We start from the raw sequence: 20,265 nt of genomic DNA on the forward strand, positions 1-20,265 counted from the left end.
CGGGGGCTGCCCGACGCGCTCCTCGTTTATACGCTCCGCAGCACCGCCCCTTCCAGCCAGACCTCAAAGGGTTCGCAAGGGGCGACGGCGCTGCCCTGGACGTAGCTGATGCCGAGGTCTTTCAATTGCTTGATGGCCCAGATGTCGTCGATCCCTTCGGCGATCGAGTAGATATTCTGGTCGGCGGTGATTTCCTGGATGGCGCGCAATAGCGCGGTCGAGGCGCGGTTTCCGCCGAGATCGCGGGTCAGGCTGCGGCTGAGCTTGACGTAGCCGGGAGAGATGCTGCGCAAGTGGCTGAACGATGACAGACCGCCACCGAAGTCATTAAGGCCGATCTGGCAGCCGAGGGCGCGGACTTGCCGCGAAAATTCGATGGCCTGGCTGGTCTGATGTGTTGAAACGTCTTCCGAGAAGATCAGGCATAGCCCGTTACCGGAAAGATTATGGCTGGCCAGGCTGGCGGCGATGCTGTCGACCACCTCGCTGCGGCCGAGCGAGGCACCGGACAGCGGTACCAGGCAGTGCAGTGACTTGTTCTGGCGCTGGGCGCGCGCCAGGGCGTTGATTGCCGTTTCGACAAAACGCAGGTCGATGGTCGGCGCCAGATCATAGCGCTCGGCGGCATCCATCAAGGCCGACAAGGCCACCGGCGGTTGTCCCGGTTCGTGCAGGCGGGCCGTCAGTTCGACCAGGTGCCCGGTCTGCGCATTGCTTTGCAGCGCGTGTAGCGGCATGGCTTCGATGTGCAGGCGATCGTCGGCCAGCGCGCTGGCAATCCGGGTCGACCAGCCATTGGTTTCATGGCGCCGCTCTTCGGTATTGAGCGGCTCCTGCTCGCAAACCTGGTTGCGGCCGGTTTCCTTGGCGCGATAACAGGCCGAATCGCCGGCGGCAAGAATTTCGGTGATGTTGCGGACCCGACGGCTGAGCGGTGTCAGTCCGATGCTGGCGCCGATGGCGAAGACCTTGTCTTGCCAGATGAAGCGATAGGCGGCAGCCAGGCCGCAGATATCCTCGGCCACCTGGCGGGCGCGCGGCCCGCCGCAGTTGGCCAGGATGATGCCGAATTCGTCGCCGCCGAGCCGGGCCAGGGTGTCTTCTTCGCGCAGGCGGCCCTGGAAGAGTTGCGATATCTGGCGCAGCAGTTCGTCGCCGGCCAGGTGGCCGCAGGTGTCGTTGACCGGCTTGAAACGGTCGAGGTCGATGAACAGGACGCTGCATTCCTCGCCGCCGGCCTGCACGCTGGTCAGCGCCTTGTCCAGCCGGTGCTCGAATTCGCGCCGGTTGAGCAGGCCAGTCAGGGCATCGTGGCGGGCCTGGAAGGCAAGCTGGGCCGTCGCTTCCTCGATCCGGCTCTGCATCGATTGATGCGCCTCCTGGATATGCGTGGCCATTTCGTTGAAGCCCTGCTCGAGTACGCCGATTTCGCCGCTCGAAGTGACCTGGACGCGACTGTTCAGATGGCCGGAGGACATTTCGCGCACGGCGTGAACCAGCTGCATGACTGGTTTGGCGAGGTTGTCAGCCATCGTCACGGCAAGAATGGCGAGGACCATCAGCCCGAAAAGCACGATAAGCAGGCCGCGATTGAGCAGGTCGCGCTGGCGGGTGGCGAGTTCGCTCTTGTCGAACTCGACGAAGATGTGGCCGATGACTTCCGGCGGGGTGTTCTTGTCGGCGGCGCCGGCCGGTTCGAACAAGGCATCGGTCTCGTTCAGCGAACGTCTGACCGGGGCGCCGAACGCCACCCAGCGGTCGGTCTCGGCCACCTGGGTCGGCTCGTCGAGCGCCTGGCGCAGGGTCTCGCTGGCCAGCGAGACACGGCCGCTGACGGCGATCGCCCGGCCCTTCTGGTTGACGATGATGGCCGCCTTGACGCTGGGTTCCTGGACGGTCGCCTGAGCCAGCCCGTGCAAACTCTCGATTTGCCCGGCAATGATGCCGTATTCGCTGATCGGCGCCAGGTAGCGAACTGTCGCCATGCCTTTGGTGCGCAGCTCCCCTTCCAGGGTATGAATGCCGGAGATGGTGAAATAGGCGACCAGGGCGATGGCGATCACAGCACTGGGAAGCAGTGTGAGCAGCAACAGGCGGTGGCGTAGAGTGAGTCGATTCATCGAGACTCCCGGTCGGCGAGCATGGCTTGCCGGATGGTGGCTTCGTCGGGAACGGAGAGGCCGAGGGCCTGGGCTACGTTCTGGTTGATGGCAATGGCAAAGAAGTTGGGTGCCATCGGGGGCGGCAACGTTGGGCCGAGGCTGTTAACGATATCAGCCGTCTGGCGGGCGATCTGGGTGGGCGTCGAGTAGAGCGCGGCGAGTGCCCCGGCATTGACGAAAGCGGCCGAGAAGGCGATGACCGGCCGCTGGTGCCGGTAGGAAGTGATCAGGATGGCCTTGATGTTGTCGCGCTTGAAGATCGTCCCGTCCGGGATGGCCAGCAAAGCGTTGATCCGGGGCAGCAGGGTGTTGAGGGCCGGTAGCAGGGTGCTGCTGGTATCGCTGTCTTCGCTGTCGAGGGTCAGGCCGGCATTGGCGAAGGCCTGGCGGAACTGCGCGGCGCTCGCCCGGGTTTCGCTGCTGAACAGCATGCCGATGCGTTTCTGGCCGGGCAGCAGATGACGCACAAAAGCCGCCTGACGGCCGGGCGGCTGATCGAGATAAATCGCCGTGCTGCGACTGCGCCCCTTGTTGGCCTCGGCCAGGATCTTTTCGTAGGTCTGGCGGGGCAGCAGCGTGGCGATGATCGGCGCATTCGGGGCGCGCGCCAGGGTCTGGCGCAGGGCCTCGCCGCCGGCCGTGACGATCAGGTCGGACGCCGGGCTCGGCGGATCGCCGGCGGTCGGTTTTCCGCTCGTGGTGATTTTCCAGCTGCCGCCTTGCAGCGCTTCGCCGAGCGCATTGGCAAATTCGGCGTAGGGGCCGCCGTGGTCGCTGAGCGCCAGCGTAATGCTTCCCGCCCAGGCAATGGAGAGCGTGGCGGAGAATACGACGAAGGCGCGCAGCAGAAGGCGAAGCATCGCCCGAATATAGCTGCCGGGCTATGCCATGGCAATGGCTGTTTTCAGCGCCTAGCGAGCGCCCAGATAGCCGCCGATTCGGGCGGATAACTCGTCAACAGGGGTGGCAAAGGCAAATTTGGCGATGAAGCTGCCATCCGGGCCGAGCAGGAACATGCCGGCCGAGTGGTCGACCGCGTAATGCGCCGGGTCGCCGCCGGGTTCGCGAACCTTGGCGTAGCGGATCTTGAAATTGTCGGCGGCGCGCCGAATCAGGGCCGGCGAGCCGGTCAGGCCGATGATGCGCGGGTCGAAAAAACCGGTATAGGTCTTCAGCACCTGGGCGCTGTCGCGCTCGGGGTCGACGGTGATGAAGATCGCCTGCAGGCGGCCGGCCTGGTCGCCAAGCTGCTTGAGGATGGCCGCCATTTCGACCAGCGTGGTCGGGCAGATGTCCGGACAGTAGGTGTAGCCAAAGGCGATCAGCTGAAAGCGGCCACGGAAGTCCTCGCTGGTCACCGAACGACCATTCGGGTCCTGTAGCAGGTAACGCGGATTGATCCCGACGCTTTCCTCGGCCGCCGGCAAGGACGCCGTCTGGGCGGCCAGCGGGCCGCTCAGCGCGAGGGCCAGGAAAAGCGCGGGGAGGCGGCTCATCGGCTGGTAGGGAAGGCATCCTGCAGCTGTTTCTCGGCATCGCCGAGGCGGCCGGCCAGGGTCGCGGCGTCGGGGCAGGGGGCGCCCTTGCCTTGCTCGAGATAGGCGGCATTGGTCGCCGCTTCGAAGGCTTCGCCGTTGGCCCGGGTTTTCGGTGCGCTGGTCTGTACGGCATTGCGCGCCCGGCTGACGATGGCCGGTTGCTGGCAGGCGAGGGCGATGCCGTTGATCTGGCCGACGGCGGCAATCGCCGCGCTGCCGGCGTCGGCGGCAAGGCTGGCGGTGCTGAGGCCAGCCAGCGTCAGCATGAGGATGGAGGCAGCAAGTTTCATGAGCGGTTTCCGGAAAGTGGACAGTGGATTATAGGCGGCGGCCTGGCGCTGGCCTTTTCACAGATCAAAAATAGCGAGTAATTGCGGCAAGCCTTCGCTGATGGCGACCGGCCCTGGCGTCAGGATGATTGCCGACTTGATTTCATGCATCCGTCCGCTGCGCACGGCGCTGACGTCCGCCCAGCCGGGGCGGGCGGCAATATGTTCGGGACGGAAGTGCTTGCCGCACCATGAGCCGATGATGATCTCCGGGTCGCGGCCGACGACTTCCAGCGGGTCGGCCAGGATGCGGTCGCGGGCCAGCGGCAGGGCGGCGCGCTCGGGGAAGATGTTTTCGCCGCCGGCGATCGCGATCATTTCGGAGACCCAGCGCACGGCGGTGATGTTCGGCTCGTCCCATTCCTCGAAATAGACGCGCGGCCGGTGCCCGGTGCGGGCGAAGCGTTCGGCGGCGATGGCGCGGGTTTGGTCGATCTGCGCTTCGAGCGCGCCGACCAGCTCGGCTGCCCTGGCCTCGGCACCGACCAGGCGGCCCAAGGTTTCGACCATGCCGAGAATGTCCTCGACGCTGCGCATGTTGAAGGCGTACACCGGCACGCCGGCCTTGATCAGGTCGCGTGCGATGTCGGCCTGGAGGTCGGAGAAGGTGAGCACCAGGTCGGGCTGTACGGCGAGAATCTTGTCGATGTCGCCGGTGGTGAAGGCATAGACCTTGGGCTTTTCCTTGCGCGCCTGCGGCGGTCGCACGGTATAGCCGGAGATGCCGGCGATGCGGTCCTGTTCGCCGAGCGCATAAAGGACTTCGACGGTCTCGGTGGTCAGGCAGACGATGCGTTGCGGCCGGCGGCTCATTTGGCCGGCCGCCGGCTGCGTGCGATATCGAGGTCGGCGCACAGCTTCTCGGCGCCGTCGAGGATGCGCGGCGTGTGGCGCTGCATGATGTCCGGGTTGATGTGGAAAAGGTTGCCGCGCTTGACCGCGGTCATCCGGGTCCATTTGTCCCAGTCATGCAGCCACTCCGGGCGGGCATCGCCCATGCCGGTGGCGATGATGACTTCCGGGTCGGCTTCGAGCACCGCCTCGACGCTGACCGTCGGCGCCATGTGCGCCAGGTGGCCGAAGACATTGTCGCCACCGCATAGCTTGATCGCGTCGCTGATGATCTGCGGCCCGCCGACCGTCATCAGCGGCGCCTTCCAGATCTGGTAAAAAACCCGCACTTTCGGTTTGTCGGCATAGCTCGCGCGCAGTCCCTCGAGTCGCTTGCGGAAACGCTCGGCGGCGAGCTTGGCGGCTGCCTCGGTGCCGGCCAGCCGGCCCATCTGCTCCAGCTGATAGGCGATATTGGCCATGGTGTTGGGCTGCGAGACATAGACGGTGAGGCCGAGTGCCTTCAGCTTGTCGACTTGCGTCAGGTTGTTGCCGCTTTCCCAGGCGAGGACCAGGTCCGGCTTGAGTGCCGCGACTGCCTCCAGGTCGACGCGCGAATAGCCGCCGACCCGCGGCACTTTCTTCGCTTCCGCCGGGTAATCGCTGTACTCGACGGTGCCGACGAGGCGATCGCCGGCCCCCGCGGCATAGAGGGTTTCGGCGGCATGCGGGGCGAGGGTGATGATGCGCTTGGCCGGCCCCTTGAGGCGGACTTCCTGGCCGGTGTCGTCCTTGACGACGAGATCGGCGCGGGCGGCCGGCAGCAGGGCGAAGGCGACGGCGAAGGCCGTGACGTGACGAACAAGCGGACGGTTTTTCATGCGGGTTTCCAGGTTTCGAGGGCGGCGGCCAGGCGTTGCCATTCGGCTTCGCTGCCCGGCAGGCCGAAACGGAGCAGTGGCTGTTGTTCGTAGCGGCGAACGAGAATGCCCTGGCTGGCCAGCGCTTCGTGCAGTTCCACTGCATGCGGGGTGTTCAGCGTGGCGAACAGGGCGGCGGATTTTGCTTCGCCGAGCGGCGCCAGCAACTGCTGCAGGCGTTGCCCGGCCGCCACCAGACGGGGGCGCATCGCGCTTTGCCAGGCACTGTCGGCGAGCGCCAGACGCACCGCCTCGCGCGACGGACCGGCGACGGTCCACGGGCCCATCGCGTCGTTCATCCGGTTGAGCAGGTCGGGCGCCGCGAACAGGAAGCCGACGCGGGCCCCGGCCAGCCCGAAGAATTTGCCGGGCGAGCGCAGCACGATCAGATTCGGCGCCTCGGCGGTGCCGGCCAGCGGCGTCAGGCTGTCATCCGGCGTGGCGTCGATGAAAGCCTCGTCGACGATCAGCCAGCCGCCGCGTTTTTTCAGCTGCTGCGCGGCATCCACCACCAGCTCGCGCGGGTGCCGGTCGGCCGTCGGGTTGTTCGGATTGCACAGCAGCACATAGGGCGTCGCGGCGGCTAGGGCGCGCGGCAAGGTGGCGTTCTGCAGAAAGCGCAGGCGGTGCCCGGCGCGGCTCCAGGCCTGCGGGTGCTCGGCATAGATCGGGCTGATGCAGGCGACGACGGCGCGCGGCAGCAGCATCGGCAGGAGCTGGATGGCGGCTTGCGAGCCGGCCACCGGCAGCAGCTGGTCGTTGCCGTAATAGGCGGCGGCTGCCGCTTCCAGCCCGTCGCCGGCTTCCGGCAGGCGCTGCCAGCAACTGGCCGGCAAGGCCGGCACCGGCCAGCCCTGCGGGTTGATGCCGGTGGACAGGTCGAGCCAGTTGGCCAGCGGAATAGCGTAGTGGACTGCGGCTTCGCGCAGACGGCCACCGTGTTCAAGCATGCAGGAATCCGATCATCAAAAAGACTGCCAGCCAGAGCAGCACGCTGCGCCGGATCAGGCTAATCGCCCGGCCAAGGTCGGCCGCCATTGGCGGCGGGCCGTCGCCGAGTGGCGGCCGGATTTCTTCCTGGCCGTGGTAAATGGCGGCGCCGCCCAGTCGCACGCCGAGGCTGCCGGCCCCGGCCGCCATCACCGGGCCGGCATTCGGGCTGTCCCAGCCCGGGGCTTGGGTCCGCCAGCAATTCAGGGCGCTGCGCGTCCGGCCGAGCAGCGCGTAGGTCAATGCGGTCAGGCGGGCTGGCAGCCAGTTGAGGCCGTCGTCGAGGCGGGCGGCGGCCCAGCCGAAATGCGTGAAGCGTTCGGTGCGGTAACCCCACATTGCATCGAGCGTGTTGGCCAGCCGGAACAACAGGGCGCCGGGGCCGCCGAGCAGGGCGAACCAGAACAGCGCGCCGAAGATCCCGTCGTTTCCGTTTTCCAGCACCGATTCGACGCCGGCCTTGGCGACGCCGGACTCATCGAGTTGCGATGTTTCACGGGAAACAATCCAGCCAACGCGCTGCCGGGCCTCCTCCAGACGGCCTTCGCGCAGCGGTCGGGCGACGGCTTCGGCGTGCTCGGCGAGGCTGCGGGCGCCGAGCGCGAAGTAGAGCAGGACGACATCGACGATGAACGGGGCGAGCGGGCGGAGCAGCGCCGCCAGGGCGACGCCGGGGCCGACCGCGAGCAGCCAGGCGAGGAGGCCGGCGAAGCGCGTCCGCCGGTTCAGCCGCTGCTCGATGGCCGCCGCCAGATGGCCGAAGCTGACCAGCGGATGCCAGCGCCGCACCTCGCCAAACAGGCGATCGAGCGCGACGGCGGCGAGCGCCGCCAGCGGCATGGCGAAGGCTGCGAAGTTCAGGCTCATGCGGGGAAAATGCCTTGTGTCTGGATCTCGCTCTGCATGGTGCGCAATGCCGTGATCAGCGGCGCATTCTGTCCGGCATCCGTGGCACCCCACTGCTCGAAATAGAGCAGTTCATCGATCGGCAGGCGCGGCAGCCAGCCGGCCTGTTCCAGCTCCGGCTTGTCCTTGAAATGGCTGACCTGGCCGATGCACAGGTAGGCGATCGGCACGATGTGCTGCGGAATACCGAGTGCGTCCTGCAGCGCCTTCTCGTGAAAGATGCTGACCCAGCCGACGCCCAGCCCTTCGGCGCGGGCCGCCAGCCAGAGGTTCTGCACGGCGCAGACGCTGGAGTAGAGATCCATGGTCGGCATATGGGTGCGGCCGAGGACGACCGGGCCGCTACGCGAGCGGTCGCAGGTGATGCACAGGTTGAGCGGCGCTTCGACGATGCCCTGCAGTTTGAGCCGGCTATAGATCTCGCGTTTTTCGTTCGGGAACATCCGCGCCGCTTCGCCGTTCGCCTCGGCAAAGACATCATGGACGCGCTGCTTGACCTCGGGCGAACGGACCAGCAGGAAGTTCCACGGCTGCATGAAGCCAACCGACGGCGCATGGTGGGCCGCCATCAGTACGCGGCTGAGCACCTCGTCCGGGACCGGATCGGGCAGGAACTGGCCGCGCACGTCGCGCCGGCTGAAAATCGCGTGATACACCGCCGCCCGGTCGGCGTCGGAAAATGCGTGCGCCATCGGCGCGAATGGGTTTTCCATGGATTCCCCTTCTGGAAAAACGGCAGCTGCCTGGCCGTGCAGCCTGAACTGATCTCCCGGCCGGTCTTCTGACTTGGCTTCACCCGGCCGATGCGCCTTCCCGGCTGGCGCCAGTGGCTTATGCATCGCCCGTCATCCATACAGCGCTGGGCACGTGGCGGATTCGCACCGCCTTCCCGATTCTCCGTTCAACCTGGGCGGAACGGCACCTGGAGACACTCCCCCGATCGAAATCGGGCGAGGGCGATGCTAAGCGAGCGTGCGGCAAGTGGCAAGTGCGATAATCCTCGCCCCTTTGTTCAAGGCTTTCCCCATGTCCTGCCTGTCGCTGATGGTCCAAGGCACTACCTCCGATGCCGGTAAATCGACCCTGGTCGCCGCCTTGTGCCGCATCTTGAAACGCCGTGGCGTGCGGGTTGCGCCGTTCAAGCCGCAGAACATGGCGCTCAATTCGGCGGTGACGGTCGATGGCGGCGAGATCGGTCGGGCCCAGGCATTGCAGGCGCTGGCCGCCGGGCTGGCGCCGCATACCGACTTCAATCCGGTGCTGTTGAAGCCGACCACCGACAAGAAGGCGCAGGTCATCATTCATGGCCAGGTGGCCACCGATCTCGATGCCAAGGCTTATCACGCCTACAAGCCGCGGGCGATGGGGGCGGTGCTCGAATCCTGGGGGCGGCTGACCACGGCCTACGAGTGCGTGGTCGTCGAAGGGGCCGGTTCGCCGGCTGAAATCAATCTGCGTGACCGCGACATCGCCAACATGGGCTTTGCCGAGGCCGTCGACTGCCCGGTGATCCTGATCGCCGACATCGACCGTGGCGGTGTCTTTGCCCATCTGGTCGGCACGCTTGATCTGCTCTCGCCGTCCGAGCAGAACCGGGTCAAGGGTTTCGTCATCAACCGCTTTCGCGGCGATATCGGCCTGCTCGAATCGGGCCTGAGCTGGCTGGAAGAGCGGACCGGCAAACCGGTGCTCGGCGTCTTGCCCTACCTGCACGGGCTGATGCTCGATGCCGAGGATGCCATCGCGACAGCCGCGGTGGCGGGCAAAAAGACGGCCAAACTGAAAGTAGTGGCGCCGGCCTATCCGCGCGTTTCCAACCACAACGATCTCGATCCGCTGAGGCTGCATCCGGAAGTCGATTTTCGCTGGATCGGGCCGGGCGAAACGCCGCCGGCCGCCGACCTGATCGTCTTGCCCGGGTCGAAGGCGGTGCGGGCCGATCTCGGCTGGCTGCGCGAACAGGGTTGGGCGACGGCGATCCAGAAGCATTTGCGCTATGGCGGCAAGGTGGTCGGCCTGTGCGGCGGCTACCAGATGCTCGGGCGGACGATCCACGATCCGCTGGGTCTGGAAGGTCAGGCCGGCAGCACGCCGGGGCTGGCTGTGCTCGATGTCGAAACGACGCTGGAAACGGAGAAGCAGCTACGCAATGTGAGCGGTCACTTGGCGCTGCCGGGCCGGCCGGCAATGACCGGTTACGAAATTCACCTTGGCGTCACGGGTGGCGCCGGGCTGGCGCAGGGCGCCGTGCAGTTGGCCGATGGTCGTAGCGACGGCGCCATTTCGGCCGACAACCAGATCTTCGCCACCTACTGCCATGGCGTCTTTGACCACCCCGATGCCCTCACCGGGCTGCTGGCCTGGGCCGGCATGACGGAGAGCGAACAGGTCGATTTCGCGGCCCGCCGCGAAGCCGATCTCGACCGTCTGGCCGATTCGGTCGAGGCGGCACTCGACTGGGAAAAACTGGCGCCCTACCTGCCGGCCGGGCCGGCGCAGACTCAGGCCGACGTGCGCAGCGTGTAGGCCAGGCAGAGCCGCATCGGAATGTCGGCGGCGGTGAACAAGTCGGTCAGTTCGTTGGCGCTCAGGGTATCCGGGGCGACGCTGACGCGCCCGTTGCCGGCTTCGAAGACCGGCGTTTCGAGCAGGGCGGCGCGCGAACTTTCGAGGGCCAGAAACACCTCGGCTTCGAGGCTGGTGCTGGATAGCACGAGGAAGTGAATCGCCGGGGCCGGGACGCGGGCCAGCGGGGTGTCGCCGAGCAGGCGCGGCAACGGCGTGCTGCGGACACGCGCATCCTCTTCCAGGCGCCAGGGCCAGACATAGAGTCCGCCAGCCTCGTCCGGCCGGCCAATACGCACCGGCAGTCCGGCGCTCTTTTCGATCAGTGTGCACAGCGCGGTCAGGCGGGTGTGGAGCGGCATGGCGTTCTCCTGAATAGGCCAGATTGAAATTCAGGTTAGCACAGCGGGCTAGCCGCTGCGTCAGTTAGCGGCCGGCTTCAGGCTGAGCGGCAGGCCGGCGGCGACCAGCGTTACGCGCTCGCAGACGGTGGCGACGCGCTGGTTCAGCCGGCCCTGCTCGTCGGCGAACAGCCGGGAGACCGGATGCATCGGCACGATGCCCCAGCCGACTTCGTTGGAAACGACAATGATCCGCCCCGGCAAGCGCGGCAACAGCTCGATCAGCGCCGTCGTTTCGGCATCGAGCAGCGGGCAGCCGATGGCCTCACCGGCTTCGGCCTGGGCGGCGGCCTGACCGGCGAACAGCAGGTTGGACAGCCACAGGGTCAGGCAATCGACCAGGATGCAGCGATCCGCTGCGGCCAGCTCGCGCAGGCGGGCAGCGAGGTGCAGGGTTTCTTCGGCGCAGCCCCAGTCGGCCGGGCGGCGCTCGCGGTGGTGGGCGATGCGGCGGTTCATTTCGCCGTCGCGTGCTTCGGCCGTCGCCAGATAAACGACGTGCAGCCCGGATTCCGCCGCCCGCTTCTCGGCCAGCAGGCTCTTGCCCGAACGGGCGCCGCCAAGGATCAGTTCTTTCATGGCCGGAACTGTAGGTGATTGCGTGGCTTCCCGGCAAGCCGGATAATTCGCCCCGATTCGATAAAACGGAACACGGTGCAAATCCGTGGCGGGCCCGCCGCTGTAATCGGGGACGGATGTCGTGAAATGCCACTGCCTATGGGGAAACAGACCCGGCGGGAAGGTGCGACGATCCGGCTGATCCGAAAGCCAGAAGACCTATCGCATCATTTTGGGCTGGAAGCCTGTGGACAGGGCTTCGCGGTGGCGTTTTCGCGAACGTTGCCGCGAGGCCCTTTTGTTTTTTTGAACAGGAAGAATCGGATGCATTCAAAATTCACCATCACCGCCCCGGACCAGGGGCTGGCCGCTGCGCTGCAGCAGAAGATCGACCAGAAGACCAAGCCGCTCGGCGCACTTGGCCAGCTTGAAGCGGTCGCCAAGCAGATCGGTCTGATCCAGCAGCGCCTCGACCCGGAATTCGGCCAGCCGCACATGCTGGTCTTCGCCGGCGACCACGGCGCGGCCAAGGCCGGCGTTTCAGCTTACCCGCAGGACGTCACCTGGCAGATGGTCGAGAACTTTCTCGCTGGCGGGGCCGCGATCAACGTTTTTGCCCGCCAGAACGACCTCCATCTGGCGATCATCGATGCCGGCGTGGCTCATGATTTCGGCAAGCGGCCGGGCTTGATCAACGCCAAGGTGGCGTCCGGCACGGCCAATTACCTGGAAGAACCGGCGATGACCGCCGAGCAGTGTGCCGTGGCCGTCGAGCGGGGGGCGGAATTCATCCGCAATCTGTCGGCCAACGGTTGCAACTTGGTCGGTTTCGGCGAAATGGGCATCGGCAATACGGCCGCCGCCTCGCTGATCACCCATTGCCTGACCGGCGTCTCGCTGGCCGCCTGTGTCGGGCGCGGCACCGGGCTCGACGATGCCGGCCTGCAGCGCAAGCAGGGCCTGCTTGAACAGGCGCTGCGGCGTTACCGGGCGGCCGGCGGCGGCGACCAGCCGGCGGCCGTACTCGCCGAGTTCGGCGGTTTTGAAATCGCCATGATGGTGGGCGCCATGCTGGCCGCCGCCGAAGCCAAGATGGTCATGCTGATCGACGGCTTCATCGTCGGTTCGGCGGCGCTGGTCGCGGCCCGTCTGGTGCCGGCGGTGGCCGACTACTGCATCTTCTGCCACCGCTCGGCCGAAGCCGGCCATGCCGCCCAACTGCAGGCGCTGGCTGCCGAACCCCTGCTCGATCTGGGCTTGCGCCTGGGCGAAGGGACCGGCGCGGCGCTGGCCTATCCGCTGGTCCTGGCGGCGATCAGTTTCCTTGGCGAAATGGCCAGTTTCGAATCGGCCGGCGTTTCGGATAAAGATTGATGCTGCGCCGCGAGCTCGAGTATTTCTTCGGCGCCATCCGCTTCTTCACGCGGCTGCCGGTGCCCGGCTGGGTCGGGCATTCGGCCGAGGCGCTGAACCACTCGGCCCGCTATTTTCCGGCCGTCGGCCTGCTCATCGGCGGCCTCGGCGGGCTGGTCTATCTCGCGGCGGCACTGTTCTGGCCGGCGCCGGTTGCCGTGCTGCTGGCCATGGCGGCGACCATCTACGCGACCGGCGCATTCCACGAAGACGGCCTGTCGGATACCGTCGATGGTCTGGGCGGCGGCTGGGAGAAGCAGCGCATCCTGGAAATCATGAAGGACTCGCGGGTCGGTAGCTATGGCGCGGTGGCCACGGTACTGGCCTTGCTCGGCAAATTCACGCTGCTCGTCGCGCTCGATCCGGCGCTGCTGCCGCTCGCACTGCTCGCCGGCCATGCCGTGTCGCGTTTCTGTGCGACGCTGCTGCTGGCCGGCATGGACTATGCCCGCGACGACCAATTGTCGAAGGCCAAGCCGCTGGCCAACCGCCTGTCCGGCGGCGCGTTGCTGGTCGCGCTGGTCTTCGTGCTGGCGGCGCTGGTCTGGCTGCCCTGGCCCCAGGCCGTCGCCGGCTGCGCCCTGGCCGCGCTGGCCACGCTGTGGCTGGCCGGCAAGTTCAAGCGCTGGCTCGGCGGTTATACCGGCGATTGTCTCGGGGCGGTGCAGCAGGTCAGCGAGATTGTCTTCTACCTTGGTCTGCTGGCGCACTGGCCGAATTGATTCAGCCGAAAATGATGATTTTCAGCCGCTCGAAAAAATCAAGACTGGCCCACCAGACGAAGCCGTTTTCGCGGAATTTTGCCCCGGAGGGGGTCAGCGCGAGCGTTCTGGCGCCCAATTCGGTCAGCCCGGCCTCGGCAATGAAGCCTTCGTCCATCAAATAGCGGGCGATGACCGGCTGCACCTGCTGCCCATCGATAATCCAGCGCGTGCCAAAGCCGTCGTCGGCGCCGTGCAGCATCAGGATCGGCTGATGGGCGCCCATCAGCTGCAGCACCTTGAGCGTTTCGGCGCGATTGGGGATGAAGGATGTCAGATGGGAAGCCATGGGTGATTCGATTGTGTCGTCTATCCGAAATTCCCTGATTATTTGCGTTGTCAAACAGATAATCTTGGCCAACCGTGCATCAAGTCGCGGTCCATCAACTGAAGCCTGGTTTTTACCATGATCCTGCACCTGATCCGTCACCCGAAACCGGCGATCGAGCCGGGCATCTGCTACGGTCGGCTGGATATTCCGGCCGAAGATCCGGCGACTGTCGCCCGCGGCCTGCTTGGCGAACTGCCGGCCGGCTTGCCGGTGTGGAGCAGTCCGTTGCGCCGCTGCCGGATGCTGGCGGAACAGTTGAGCCGCCAGCCGAGCTTCGACGAGCGGCTGCTCGAAATGGATTTCGGCAGCTGGGAGGGCCGGCGCTGGGACGATATTCCGCGCGCCGAACTCGATGCCTGGGCGGCCGATGTCGCCGGCTATGCCCCGCCGGGCGGCGAATCGCCGCGCCAGTTGCAGCGCCGGGCGCTCGATTTCGTGGCCGGACTGGCGGTGCCGGAGGCGGTCATCGTCACCCATGCCGGGGTGATCCGCACCTTGTTGGCACATTGGCAGGGTTTGCCGCCCGAGCAATGGACGCAACTGGTTTTCGCTTACGGATCGCGCACGACTGTCGAAGTCCCCCGGTAAAATGCCACCCATGGAAACTTTCAATCCTTTGCGCGACGCCGTGCCGCTCGCCGAGATCAAGCGGGTGCTGGTCATCAAGTTGCGTCACCACGGCGATGTGCTGGTCAGTTCGCCGGTCTTCTCGGTACTCAAGGCGCATGTTCCGCAGGTCGAGATCGATGCGCTGGTTTACGCCGATACGGCCGAGATGCTGACTTTCCATCCGGCTATCACCAGCGTGCACACCATCGACCGCAAATGGAAGCAGCTCGGTGCCATCGGCCAGCTCAAGGCCGAACTGGCGCTGTTCAACAGCCTGAAGGCGCGCCATTACGATCTGATCATCCACCTCACCGAACACTGGCGCGGCGCCTGGCTGTGCCGCCTGCTCAAGCCGCGCTGGTCGGTCGGGCCGGCGGTCGGCGGGCGCAGCAAGCGCTGGCGGCAGAGTTTCACCCATCTCCAGACGGCACCGCGCAATGCCTTGCGTCACATGGCCGAGACCAATCTCGATGCGCTGCGCCGGCTCGGCATCCAGCCCGGCGCGGACGAACGGCGCCTGACGCTGGTCCCGGGGGCGGCCGCCGAGGCCAGCGTGGCGGCGCATCTGCACGGCTTTGGTTTGGCCGGCGGCGATTTCATCCATGTCCATCCGGCTTCGCGCTGGTTCTTCAAGTGCTGGCCGGTCGAGCACATGGCGGCGCTGGTCGGGCGCTTGCAGGCCGAGGGCCACGCCGTGCTGCTGACCGCGGCGCCAAGCACGGACGAGCAGGCGATGCTGGAAGCGATCCAGGCCCGGCTCAGCCAGCGGGCCTTGGCGCTTTCCGGCCAGCTGTCGCTGAAGGAACTGGCGGCGCTGACCCAAGCGGCAAAACTATTCATCGGCGTCGATTCGGCGCCGATGCATATTGCTGCGGCAGTCGGCACGCCGACCGTCGCCTTGTTCGGGCCGTCCGGCGACAAGCAGTGGGGGCCGTGGGGCGTGCCGTTTCGCGTCATCAGCAGCCAGCAGCATCCCTGTCGGCCGTGCGGTATCGACGGCTGCGGCGGCGGCAAGGTCAGCGACTGCCTGACTTCGCTAAGCGTCGATGCCGTGCTGGACGCCGCCCACGAACTGCTCGCCCGGTGAAGATCGCCATCGTCCGTCAGCGCTACAACCCCTACGGCGGGGCGGAGCGCTTCGTCGAGCGGGCGCTCGGCGCGCTGGCCAGCGAGGGGGCCGAGGTGACGCTCATCACCCGCAGCTGGGACGGGGCGCCGCGTGAAGGCTTCCGGCAGATCACCTGCGATCCGTCCTATTCCCGGCTGTTCGGCGGCCGGGCGGCGCGTGACCGGAGTTTCGCCAACTGCGCCCGGCGGGAAATGGCGCAGGGCGGCTTCGACATTACCCAGTCGCACGAACGGATTCCTGGCTGCATGATCTTTCGCGCCGGTGACGGCGTGCATGCCGCCTGGCTCGATCACCGGGCCCGCGTGCTGACGCCGCTGCAGCGGCTGAGCCAGCGCTGGTCCGGCTACCATCGCTACGTGCAGGCCGCCGAGCGGGCGATGTTCGCCGACCCGGCTCTGCGCGCGGTGATCTGCAATTCGCAGATGGTGGCCGATGAGATTGAGCGCTATTACGCCGTCGACCGCAGCAAGTTGCCGGTCATCTACAACGGCGTCGATACGGCGGTTTTCCATCCCGGGCTGGCCGACGAATTTCGTCAGACGATGCGGGCGCAGGCCGGCATTGCGCGGCGGGCACCGGTGCTGCTTTTCGTCGGCAGCGGTTTCGAGCGCAAGGGCGTGCCGCAGTTGCTGCGGGCGGCGGCCAGGATGCGCCGGGTCGAGACGCGCCTGGTCATCGTCGGCGCTGACCGCAAGCTGGCGGCGATGCAGGCCCTGGCTGCCCGGCTCGGGCTGGCTGGCCGCGTTTACTTTACCGGCCCGCTGAAGGATGTCCGGCCGTGGTATGGCGCGGCCGACGGTTTCGTCCTGCCGACCCTCTATGATCCCTGCCCGAATGCCGCGCTGGAGGCGCTGGCCTGCGGCTTGCCGATCGTCACCTCGACGACCTGTGGCGCCCAGGAGTGGGTGCGGCCGGGCAAAAATGGCTGGGTAGTCGATGCTGTCGATAACGTCGAACTGGCCGACCGCCTCGACGATCTCGCCGCACTGGCCGGCGATCCGGCGGCCCGGGCCGCGGCGCGGGCGGTTGCCGAGCCGCTCACCTTGCCGGCGATGGCCGACCGGCTGCTGGCGCTCTACCGTTCGCTCGGCCGGCCACAGGGCGGCCGGGTATAATCGCGGGTTCAACTTTTTGCTTCAGGGATTTGCATGGCCAGTGACATGACCAGTCGTGAGCTCTACCTTCGGCTGCTGACCTATGTCCGCCCGTACTGGAAGGCATTCGCTGCCGCATTGGTGGCGATGGGCCTGTCGGCGCTGGCCGAACCGGTGTTTCCGGCGATGATGAAAAAACTGCTGGACGACGGGTTTTCCCAGTCGGCCGGCGCGTGGGACTGGCTGATCTACCCGCTGGCCATCATGGGCATCTTCCTCGCTCGCGCGGTGTTCGGCTTCATCGGCGAATACGCGATGAGCTGGGTCTCGAACAATGTCATCACCGAACTGCGCCGGGTGATGTTCGCCCGCATGGTTCGGCTGCCGACCCGCTATTACAGTGACAACCTGTCCGGTCGGCTGATGTCGCGCATCGCCTACGACGTGGCCGGCGTGGCTGGGGCGGCGACCAATGCGCTGACTTCGCTGATCAAGGATTCGCTGGCCATCGTCGGCCTGCTCGCCTGGCTGATCTACCTGAACTGGCAATTGACGCTGATCACGCTGTCGGTCGTCCCGTTCATCGCCTTCGTCGTGCGTTTCTTCAGCAAGCGGCTGCGCGCCGTGGCCAAGGGGCAGCAGGAATCGATGGGGCGGATTACCCAGGTGCTGCAGGAAACCATCGAAGGCCACAAGGTGGTCAAGATTTTCGGCGGCCAGACTTACGAAGAAGGGCGCTTCTACAAATCGGTGCGCGAGCAGCGCCGGTTCGCCATGCGGGCGACCATGGCCACCGCCGCGCAAAGCCCGATCGTCCAGTTCTTTGCCGCCTCCGGCGTCGCCATCATCATGGGCGTTGCTCTGAAGCAGGCGTCGAGCGACCAGACGACGGTCGGCAGCTTCGTCTCCTTCATCACCGCGATGCTGATGATCCTGCCGCCGCTGCGCCGGATCACCGACGTCAATGCGCCGATCCAGCGCGGCCTGGCGGCAGCCGAAAGCGTTTTCTCGCTGATCGACGAAGAGGCCGAAGAGGACGCGGGCAAGGAAGAGCTCGGACGGGCCAAGGGTCTGGTCGAATTCGACCAGGTCAGCTTCACTTATCCCGGTGCCGAGCGCCCGGCGCTCAATGCCGTCTCGCTCACCGTCCGGCCCGGCGAATGCGTCGCCCTGGTCGGTCCCTCGGGCAGCGGCAAGACGACGGCGGCCAATCTGCTGCCGCGTTTCTATGCCATCGATGGCGGTGAAATCCGCGTCGATGGCCATGCGCTGCCCAATATCCGCCTGAACAGCCTGCGCGACAACATCGCGCTGGTCAGCCAGGATGTCGTGCTGTTCAACGACACCATCGGCGCCAATATCGCCTATGGCGGCAAGCGCGATGCGACGCTGGAAGAAATTCGCGCCGCCGCCAAGGCCGCGCATGCGCTCGAATTCATCGATGCGCTGCCGGACGGCCTCGACACGATGATCGGCGAAAACGGCGTCAAGCTGTCCGGCGGTCAGCGCCAGCGCCTGGCCATAGCCCGCGCCATCCTGAAGGACGCGCCGATCCTGATTCTCGACGAAGCCACCTCGGCCCTCGACACCGAGTCGGAGCGCCATGTCCAGGCAGCGCTCGACGAGCTGATGCGAGGTCGCAGCACGCTGGTCATCGCCCACCGGCTGTCCACCATTGAACGGGCCGACCGCATCGTCGCGCTGGCTCACGGCCAGAAGCAGGAAGAGGGCTCGCACAGCGAACTGCTCACCCACGACGGCCTGTACGCCCGACTCTACCGGATGCAGAAGGCGGAAGAGGGCATCGCCTGATGCGCGTGCTGCATACCGAGTCGTCGACCGGCTGGGGCGGCCAGGAAAACCGCACGCTCAACGAACTGATCACCATGCGCCAGCGCGGCCATGAGCTCGCCGTGCTCAGCCGGCCCGGGGCGCGCATTCTCGAGCGGGCCAAGGAGGCGGGGTTCGAGACTTTTGCCGTCGATATGCGCGGCGCCATCGATTTTCCGGCCATTTTCCGGCTGCGCGGCGTGATTCAGCGCTTCCGCGCCGACATCGTCAATACCCACAGCAGCCGCGATACCCAGCTGGCCGGGATGGCCGCCCGGAGCATCGTCGGCCGGCGGCCGCGCATCGTGCGCACCCGTCACCTGGCGCTGCCGATCACCTCGAAATTCACCTACAGCGTGCTGCCCGATCACGTGGTGACGGTCAGCAAGTTCGTCGAAAACTATCTGGTCGAGGCCGGCGTGCCGCGCGCCAAGATCACCACGGTATCGACCGGCGTCGATTTCGCGCGTTATGACCGGTCCACCGTCGCCGGCGATCTGCGCGCCGAGCTCGGCCTGCCGGCCGATGCCCTATTGATCGGCACCGTCGCCATCCTGCGCGCCAAGAAAGGCCATGCCGAAATTCTTGATGCGGTGCCAACGGTGCTGCAACGCTTTCCCGACGCGCATTTCGTATTCGCCGGCGACGGCGCCCAGACGGCCAACCTGACGGCGCGCATCGCGGCTGACGGGCTGGGCGGCCGGGTGCATCTGCTCGGCCTGCGCCGTGATGTGACCAATATCCTCGCCTCGCTCGACGTCTTCGTCTTGCCGACCCATCAGGAAGCGCTCGGCACCGCCTTCATCGAGGCCGGCGCGATGGGCTTGCCGGCCGTCGCCAGCGCCGTCGATGGCGTGCCGGAAGTGATCCAGGACGGCCGGACCGGCCTGCTGGTCCCGGTCAAGGACGGCGCGGCGATTGCCGAAGCGCTCTGCAAGCTGCTCGCCGACCCAGTCTATCGCCGGGGCATGGGCGCCAACGCGGCCGAATTCGTGCGTCGCAAATTCTCCCGCGAAGCCATGGCCGAAGGCATGGAGCGCCTTTATCTGCAGTTGCTGGAGGCCCGGTGAGTTTCGGGCAGCCGCTGCCCGTGCTGATGTATCACCACGTCAGTCCGAAGCCGGGGCTGGTCACCTGTTCGCCCGAAAATTTCCGGGCGCAGATGGCCTGGCTGGCGAACAACGGCTGGAAAACCCTGGCTACCGCGGAATTCGAGGCGGTCTTGAAGAGCGGCGAGATTCCGAAAAAGAGTGTCCTCGTCACCTTCGACGATGGTTATCTCGACAACTGGGTTTATGCCCATCCGGTACTGCAGGAATTCGGCCAGCGGGCCACCATTTTTCTCATCACCGGCTGGCTCGGCGACGGCCCGTGCCGCCCGCATGCCGGGCAGGGTGCGGTTCCCGAGGTGCCGACCCACAAGCAGGCGATGGCGGCCGCCGCCGAGGGCAAGCTGGATGACGCCTTCCTGCGCTGGTCCGAGGTCGAGGCGATGCGCATCGCCGGGACTTGCGACTTCCATTCGCACACCCACAGCCATACCCGCTGGGACCGCCAGCTGGCCGATCAGGCAACGCGCGATGCCGCGCTGGCCGACGATCTAAGCGCCTCACGGGCGACCCTGGCGGCCCGCCTCGGTGCCGCCAGTCCGCACCTGTGCTGGCCGCAGGGCTATTTCGATACAGCCTATCAGCGCGTCGCGCAGGAAGCCGGGTTTACCCACCTGTACACCACCGAGCCAGGCGTCGTCCGGGCTGACGTCGAGTTGATCCGCCTGCCCCGGCTCGTCGCCAAGGACAAACCGGCCGCCTGGTTCGCCCGGCGCCTGGGTATCTACGGTCGGCCGCTGCTGTCGGCGCTGTATCTCGGCCTGAAGTCGGGTAACAAAGGCCACTGAC

General features: G+C 66.4%; 21 protein-coding genes and 2 riboswitches. Of the genes, 9 read left to right on the plus strand and 12 right to left on the minus strand.

Translation table 11 applies throughout. The annotated features are described in order from the left end of the window. Positions 1–26: 26 nt before the first annotated feature. Genes KI611_RS00630 through bluB form a run of 9 tightly spaced genes read right to left on the minus strand, consistent with a single transcriptional unit; the run spans position 27 to position 8,389 of the window. Positions 27–2,120, minus strand: coding sequence for a diguanylate cyclase domain-containing protein (locus KI611_RS00630; protein WP_226417915.1), 2,094 nt, complete (start codon positions 2,118–2,120; stop codon positions 27–29). Further along, positions 2,117–3,022: an ABC transporter substrate-binding protein gene (locus tag KI611_RS00635; protein WP_226417916.1), complete on the minus strand. Its 906-nt coding sequence runs from the start codon at positions 3,020–3,022 to the stop codon at positions 2,117–2,119. Before KI611_RS00635 ends, KI611_RS00630 begins: the two co-directional genes overlap by 4 nt. A gap of 51 nt (positions 3,023–3,073) precedes the next feature. Continuing rightward, the gene (locus KI611_RS00640) at positions 3,074–3,658 is read right to left on the minus strand and encodes an SCO family protein (protein WP_226417917.1); all 585 of its coding nucleotides are present in this window, start codon (positions 3,656–3,658) and stop codon (positions 3,074–3,076) included. Next, on the minus strand, positions 3,655–3,990 hold the full coding sequence (locus KI611_RS00645) for a hypothetical protein (protein ID WP_226417918.1): 336 nt from the start codon (positions 3,988–3,990) through the stop codon (positions 3,655–3,657). The genes KI611_RS00640 and KI611_RS00645 overlap by 4 nt, the downstream gene beginning before the upstream one ends. Positions 3,991–4,047: 57 nt before the next feature. Further along, on the minus strand, positions 4,048–4,842 hold the full coding sequence (locus KI611_RS00650) for a cobalamin-binding protein (RefSeq protein ID WP_226417919.1): 795 nt from the start codon (positions 4,840–4,842) through the stop codon (positions 4,048–4,050). Further along, the gene (locus tag KI611_RS00655) at positions 4,839–5,741 is read right to left on the minus strand and encodes a cobalamin-binding protein (RefSeq protein WP_226417920.1); all 903 of its coding nucleotides are present in this window, start codon (positions 5,739–5,741) and stop codon (positions 4,839–4,841) included. Before KI611_RS00655 ends, KI611_RS00650 begins: the two co-directional genes overlap by 4 nt. Continuing rightward, on the minus strand, positions 5,738–6,730 hold the full coding sequence (cobD, locus tag KI611_RS00660; protein WP_226417921.1) for a threonine-phosphate decarboxylase CobD: 993 nt from the start codon (positions 6,728–6,730) through the stop codon (positions 5,738–5,740). The genes KI611_RS00655 and cobD overlap by 4 nt, the downstream gene beginning before the upstream one ends. Continuing rightward, positions 6,723–7,637: an adenosylcobinamide-phosphate synthase CbiB gene (gene cbiB / locus KI611_RS00665; protein ID WP_226417922.1), complete on the minus strand. Its 915-nt coding sequence runs from the start codon at positions 7,635–7,637 to the stop codon at positions 6,723–6,725. The genes cobD and cbiB overlap by 8 nt, the downstream gene beginning before the upstream one ends. Further along, positions 7,634–8,389, minus strand: a complete 756-nt coding sequence (gene bluB, locus KI611_RS00670; protein WP_226417923.1) for a 5,6-dimethylbenzimidazole synthase — start codon at positions 8,387–8,389, stop codon at positions 7,634–7,636. The genes cbiB and bluB overlap by 4 nt, the downstream gene beginning before the upstream one ends. Before the next feature lie 40 nt (positions 8,390–8,429). Next, positions 8,430–8,617, minus strand: a riboswitch (cobalamin riboswitch). Between the two features lie 85 nt (positions 8,618–8,702). Here bluB and KI611_RS00675 point away from each other — a divergent pair. Then, positions 8,703–10,202 (plus strand): cobyric acid synthase, encoded by a 1,500-nt coding sequence (locus tag KI611_RS00675; RefSeq protein WP_226417924.1) that lies wholly within the window; start codon positions 8,703–8,705, stop codon positions 10,200–10,202. Here KI611_RS00675 and KI611_RS00680 read toward each other — a convergent pair. Both KI611_RS00680 and cobU read right to left on the minus strand, forming a co-directional pair. Beyond that, the gene (locus KI611_RS00680; protein ID WP_226417925.1) at positions 10,178–10,603 is read right to left on the minus strand and encodes a Pvc16 family protein; all 426 of its coding nucleotides are present in this window, start codon (positions 10,601–10,603) and stop codon (positions 10,178–10,180) included. The two genes, KI611_RS00675 and KI611_RS00680, sit on opposite strands and share 25 nt — an antisense overlap. A 60-nt stretch (positions 10,604–10,663) precedes the next feature. Then, entirely contained in the window at positions 10,664–11,221 is a 558-nt protein-coding gene (gene cobU, locus KI611_RS00685; RefSeq protein WP_226417926.1) for a bifunctional adenosylcobinamide kinase/adenosylcobinamide-phosphate guanylyltransferase, read from the minus strand. A 36-nt stretch (positions 11,222–11,257) separates the two neighbouring features. Then, positions 11,258–11,442, plus strand: a riboswitch (cobalamin riboswitch). An 82-nt stretch (positions 11,443–11,524) separates the two neighbouring features. On the opposite strand from cobU, the gene cobT reads away from it, so the two are divergent. Together cobT and KI611_RS00695 are read left to right on the plus strand one after the other, a co-directional pair. Then, positions 11,525–12,574, plus strand: coding sequence for a nicotinate-nucleotide--dimethylbenzimidazole phosphoribosyltransferase (gene cobT / locus KI611_RS00690; protein WP_226417927.1), 1,050 nt, complete (start codon positions 11,525–11,527; stop codon positions 12,572–12,574). Next, positions 12,574–13,335, plus strand: coding sequence for an adenosylcobinamide-GDP ribazoletransferase (locus tag KI611_RS00695; protein ID WP_226417928.1), 762 nt, complete (start codon positions 12,574–12,576; stop codon positions 13,333–13,335). The genes cobT and KI611_RS00695 overlap by 1 nt, the downstream gene beginning before the upstream one ends. A 1-nt stretch (position 13,336) precedes the next feature. On the opposite strand, the gene KI611_RS00700 is transcribed toward KI611_RS00695, so the two are convergent. Beyond that, positions 13,337–13,663, minus strand: a complete 327-nt coding sequence (locus KI611_RS00700) for a hypothetical protein (protein WP_226417929.1) — start codon at positions 13,661–13,663, stop codon at positions 13,337–13,339. Positions 13,664–13,780: 117 nt separating this feature from the next. On the opposite strand from KI611_RS00700, the gene cobC reads away from it, so the two are divergent. From cobC to KI611_RS00730, 6 genes are read left to right on the plus strand one after another with little or no spacing between them, the layout of a single operon-like run. Next, positions 13,781–14,293, plus strand: coding sequence for an alpha-ribazole phosphatase family protein (cobC, locus tag KI611_RS00705; protein ID WP_226417930.1), 513 nt, complete (start codon positions 13,781–13,783; stop codon positions 14,291–14,293). A 10-nt stretch (positions 14,294–14,303) separates the two neighbouring features. Further along, on the plus strand, positions 14,304–15,401 hold the full coding sequence (gene rfaQ, locus KI611_RS00710; RefSeq protein WP_226417931.1) for a putative lipopolysaccharide heptosyltransferase III: 1,098 nt from the start codon (positions 14,304–14,306) through the stop codon (positions 15,399–15,401). After that, positions 15,398–16,558 carry a glycosyltransferase family 4 protein gene (locus KI611_RS00715; protein WP_226417932.1) on the plus strand — a complete coding sequence of 387 codons (1,161 nt, stop codon included), beginning with the start codon at positions 15,398–15,400 and terminating at the stop codon, positions 16,556–16,558. The genes rfaQ and KI611_RS00715 overlap by 4 nt, the downstream gene beginning before the upstream one ends. Positions 16,559–16,603: 45 nt before the next feature. Further along, the gene (gene msbA, locus KI611_RS00720) at positions 16,604–18,349 is read left to right on the plus strand and encodes a lipid A export permease/ATP-binding protein MsbA (RefSeq protein ID WP_226417933.1); all 1,746 of its coding nucleotides are present in this window, start codon (positions 16,604–16,606) and stop codon (positions 18,347–18,349) included. After that, the gene (locus KI611_RS00725) at positions 18,349–19,437 is read left to right on the plus strand and encodes a glycosyltransferase family 4 protein (protein ID WP_226417934.1); all 1,089 of its coding nucleotides are present in this window, start codon (positions 18,349–18,351) and stop codon (positions 19,435–19,437) included. The genes msbA and KI611_RS00725 overlap by 1 nt, the downstream gene beginning before the upstream one ends. After that, positions 19,434–20,264 carry a polysaccharide deacetylase family protein gene (locus KI611_RS00730; protein ID WP_226417935.1) on the plus strand — a complete coding sequence of 277 codons (831 nt, stop codon included), beginning with the start codon at positions 19,434–19,436 and terminating at the stop codon, positions 20,262–20,264. The genes KI611_RS00725 and KI611_RS00730 overlap by 4 nt, the downstream gene beginning before the upstream one ends. Position 20,265: the final 1 nt, after the last annotated feature.

The organism is Dechloromonas denitrificans, from assembly GCF_020510685.1.
In the GTDB taxonomy this organism is placed as follows: Bacteria; Pseudomonadota; Gammaproteobacteria; order Burkholderiales; family Rhodocyclaceae; genus Azonexus; species Azonexus denitrificans_A.

Coding starts and splice junctions, on each gene's coding strand:
- KI611_RS00630 (WP_226417915.1), bottom strand. CDS start 2,120: ATGAATCGACTCACTCTACGCCACCGCCTGTTGCTGCTCACACTGCTT.
- cbiB (WP_226417922.1), bottom strand. CDS start 7,637: ATGAGCCTGAACTTCGCAGCCTTCGCCATGCCGCTGGCGGCGCTCGCC.
- KI611_RS00700 (WP_226417929.1), bottom strand. CDS start 13,663: ATGGCTTCCCATCTGACATCCTTCATCCCCAATCGCGCCGAAACGCTC.
- cobU (WP_226417926.1), bottom strand. CDS start 11,221: ATGAAAGAACTGATCCTTGGCGGCGCCCGTTCGGGCAAGAGCCTGCTG.
- KI611_RS00645 (WP_226417918.1), bottom strand. CDS start 3,990: ATGAAACTTGCTGCCTCCATCCTCATGCTGACGCTGGCTGGCCTCAGC.
- rfaQ (WP_226417931.1), top strand. CDS start 14,304: ATGGAAACTTTCAATCCTTTGCGCGACGCCGTGCCGCTCGCCGAGATC.
- cobC (WP_226417930.1), top strand. CDS start 13,781: ATGATCCTGCACCTGATCCGTCACCCGAAACCGGCGATCGAGCCGGGC.
- cobD (WP_226417921.1), bottom strand. CDS start 6,730: ATGCTTGAACACGGTGGCCGTCTGCGCGAAGCCGCAGTCCACTACGCT.
- KI611_RS00650 (WP_226417919.1), bottom strand. CDS start 4,842: ATGAGCCGCCGGCCGCAACGCATCGTCTGCCTGACCACCGAGACCGTC.
- KI611_RS00680 (WP_226417925.1), bottom strand. CDS start 10,603: ATGCCGCTCCACACCCGCCTGACCGCGCTGTGCACACTGATCGAAAAG.
- KI611_RS00675 (WP_226417924.1), top strand. CDS start 8,703: ATGTCCTGCCTGTCGCTGATGGTCCAAGGCACTACCTCCGATGCCGGT.
- msbA (WP_226417933.1), top strand. CDS start 16,604: ATGACCAGTCGTGAGCTCTACCTTCGGCTGCTGACCTATGTCCGCCCG.
- cobT (WP_226417927.1), top strand. CDS start 11,525: ATGCATTCAAAATTCACCATCACCGCCCCGGACCAGGGGCTGGCCGCT.
- bluB (WP_226417923.1), bottom strand. CDS start 8,389: ATGGAAAACCCATTCGCGCCGATGGCGCACGCATTTTCCGACGCCGAC.
- KI611_RS00725 (WP_226417934.1), top strand. CDS start 18,349: ATGCGCGTGCTGCATACCGAGTCGTCGACCGGCTGGGGCGGCCAGGAA.
- KI611_RS00655 (WP_226417920.1), bottom strand. CDS start 5,741: ATGAAAAACCGTCCGCTTGTTCGTCACGTCACGGCCTTCGCCGTCGCC.
- KI611_RS00635 (WP_226417916.1), bottom strand. CDS start 3,022: ATGCTTCGCCTTCTGCTGCGCGCCTTCGTCGTATTCTCCGCCACGCTC.
- KI611_RS00640 (WP_226417917.1), bottom strand. CDS start 3,658: ATGAGCCGCCTCCCCGCGCTTTTCCTGGCCCTCGCGCTGAGCGGCCCG.
- KI611_RS00695 (WP_226417928.1), top strand. CDS start 12,574: ATGCTGCGCCGCGAGCTCGAGTATTTCTTCGGCGCCATCCGCTTCTTC.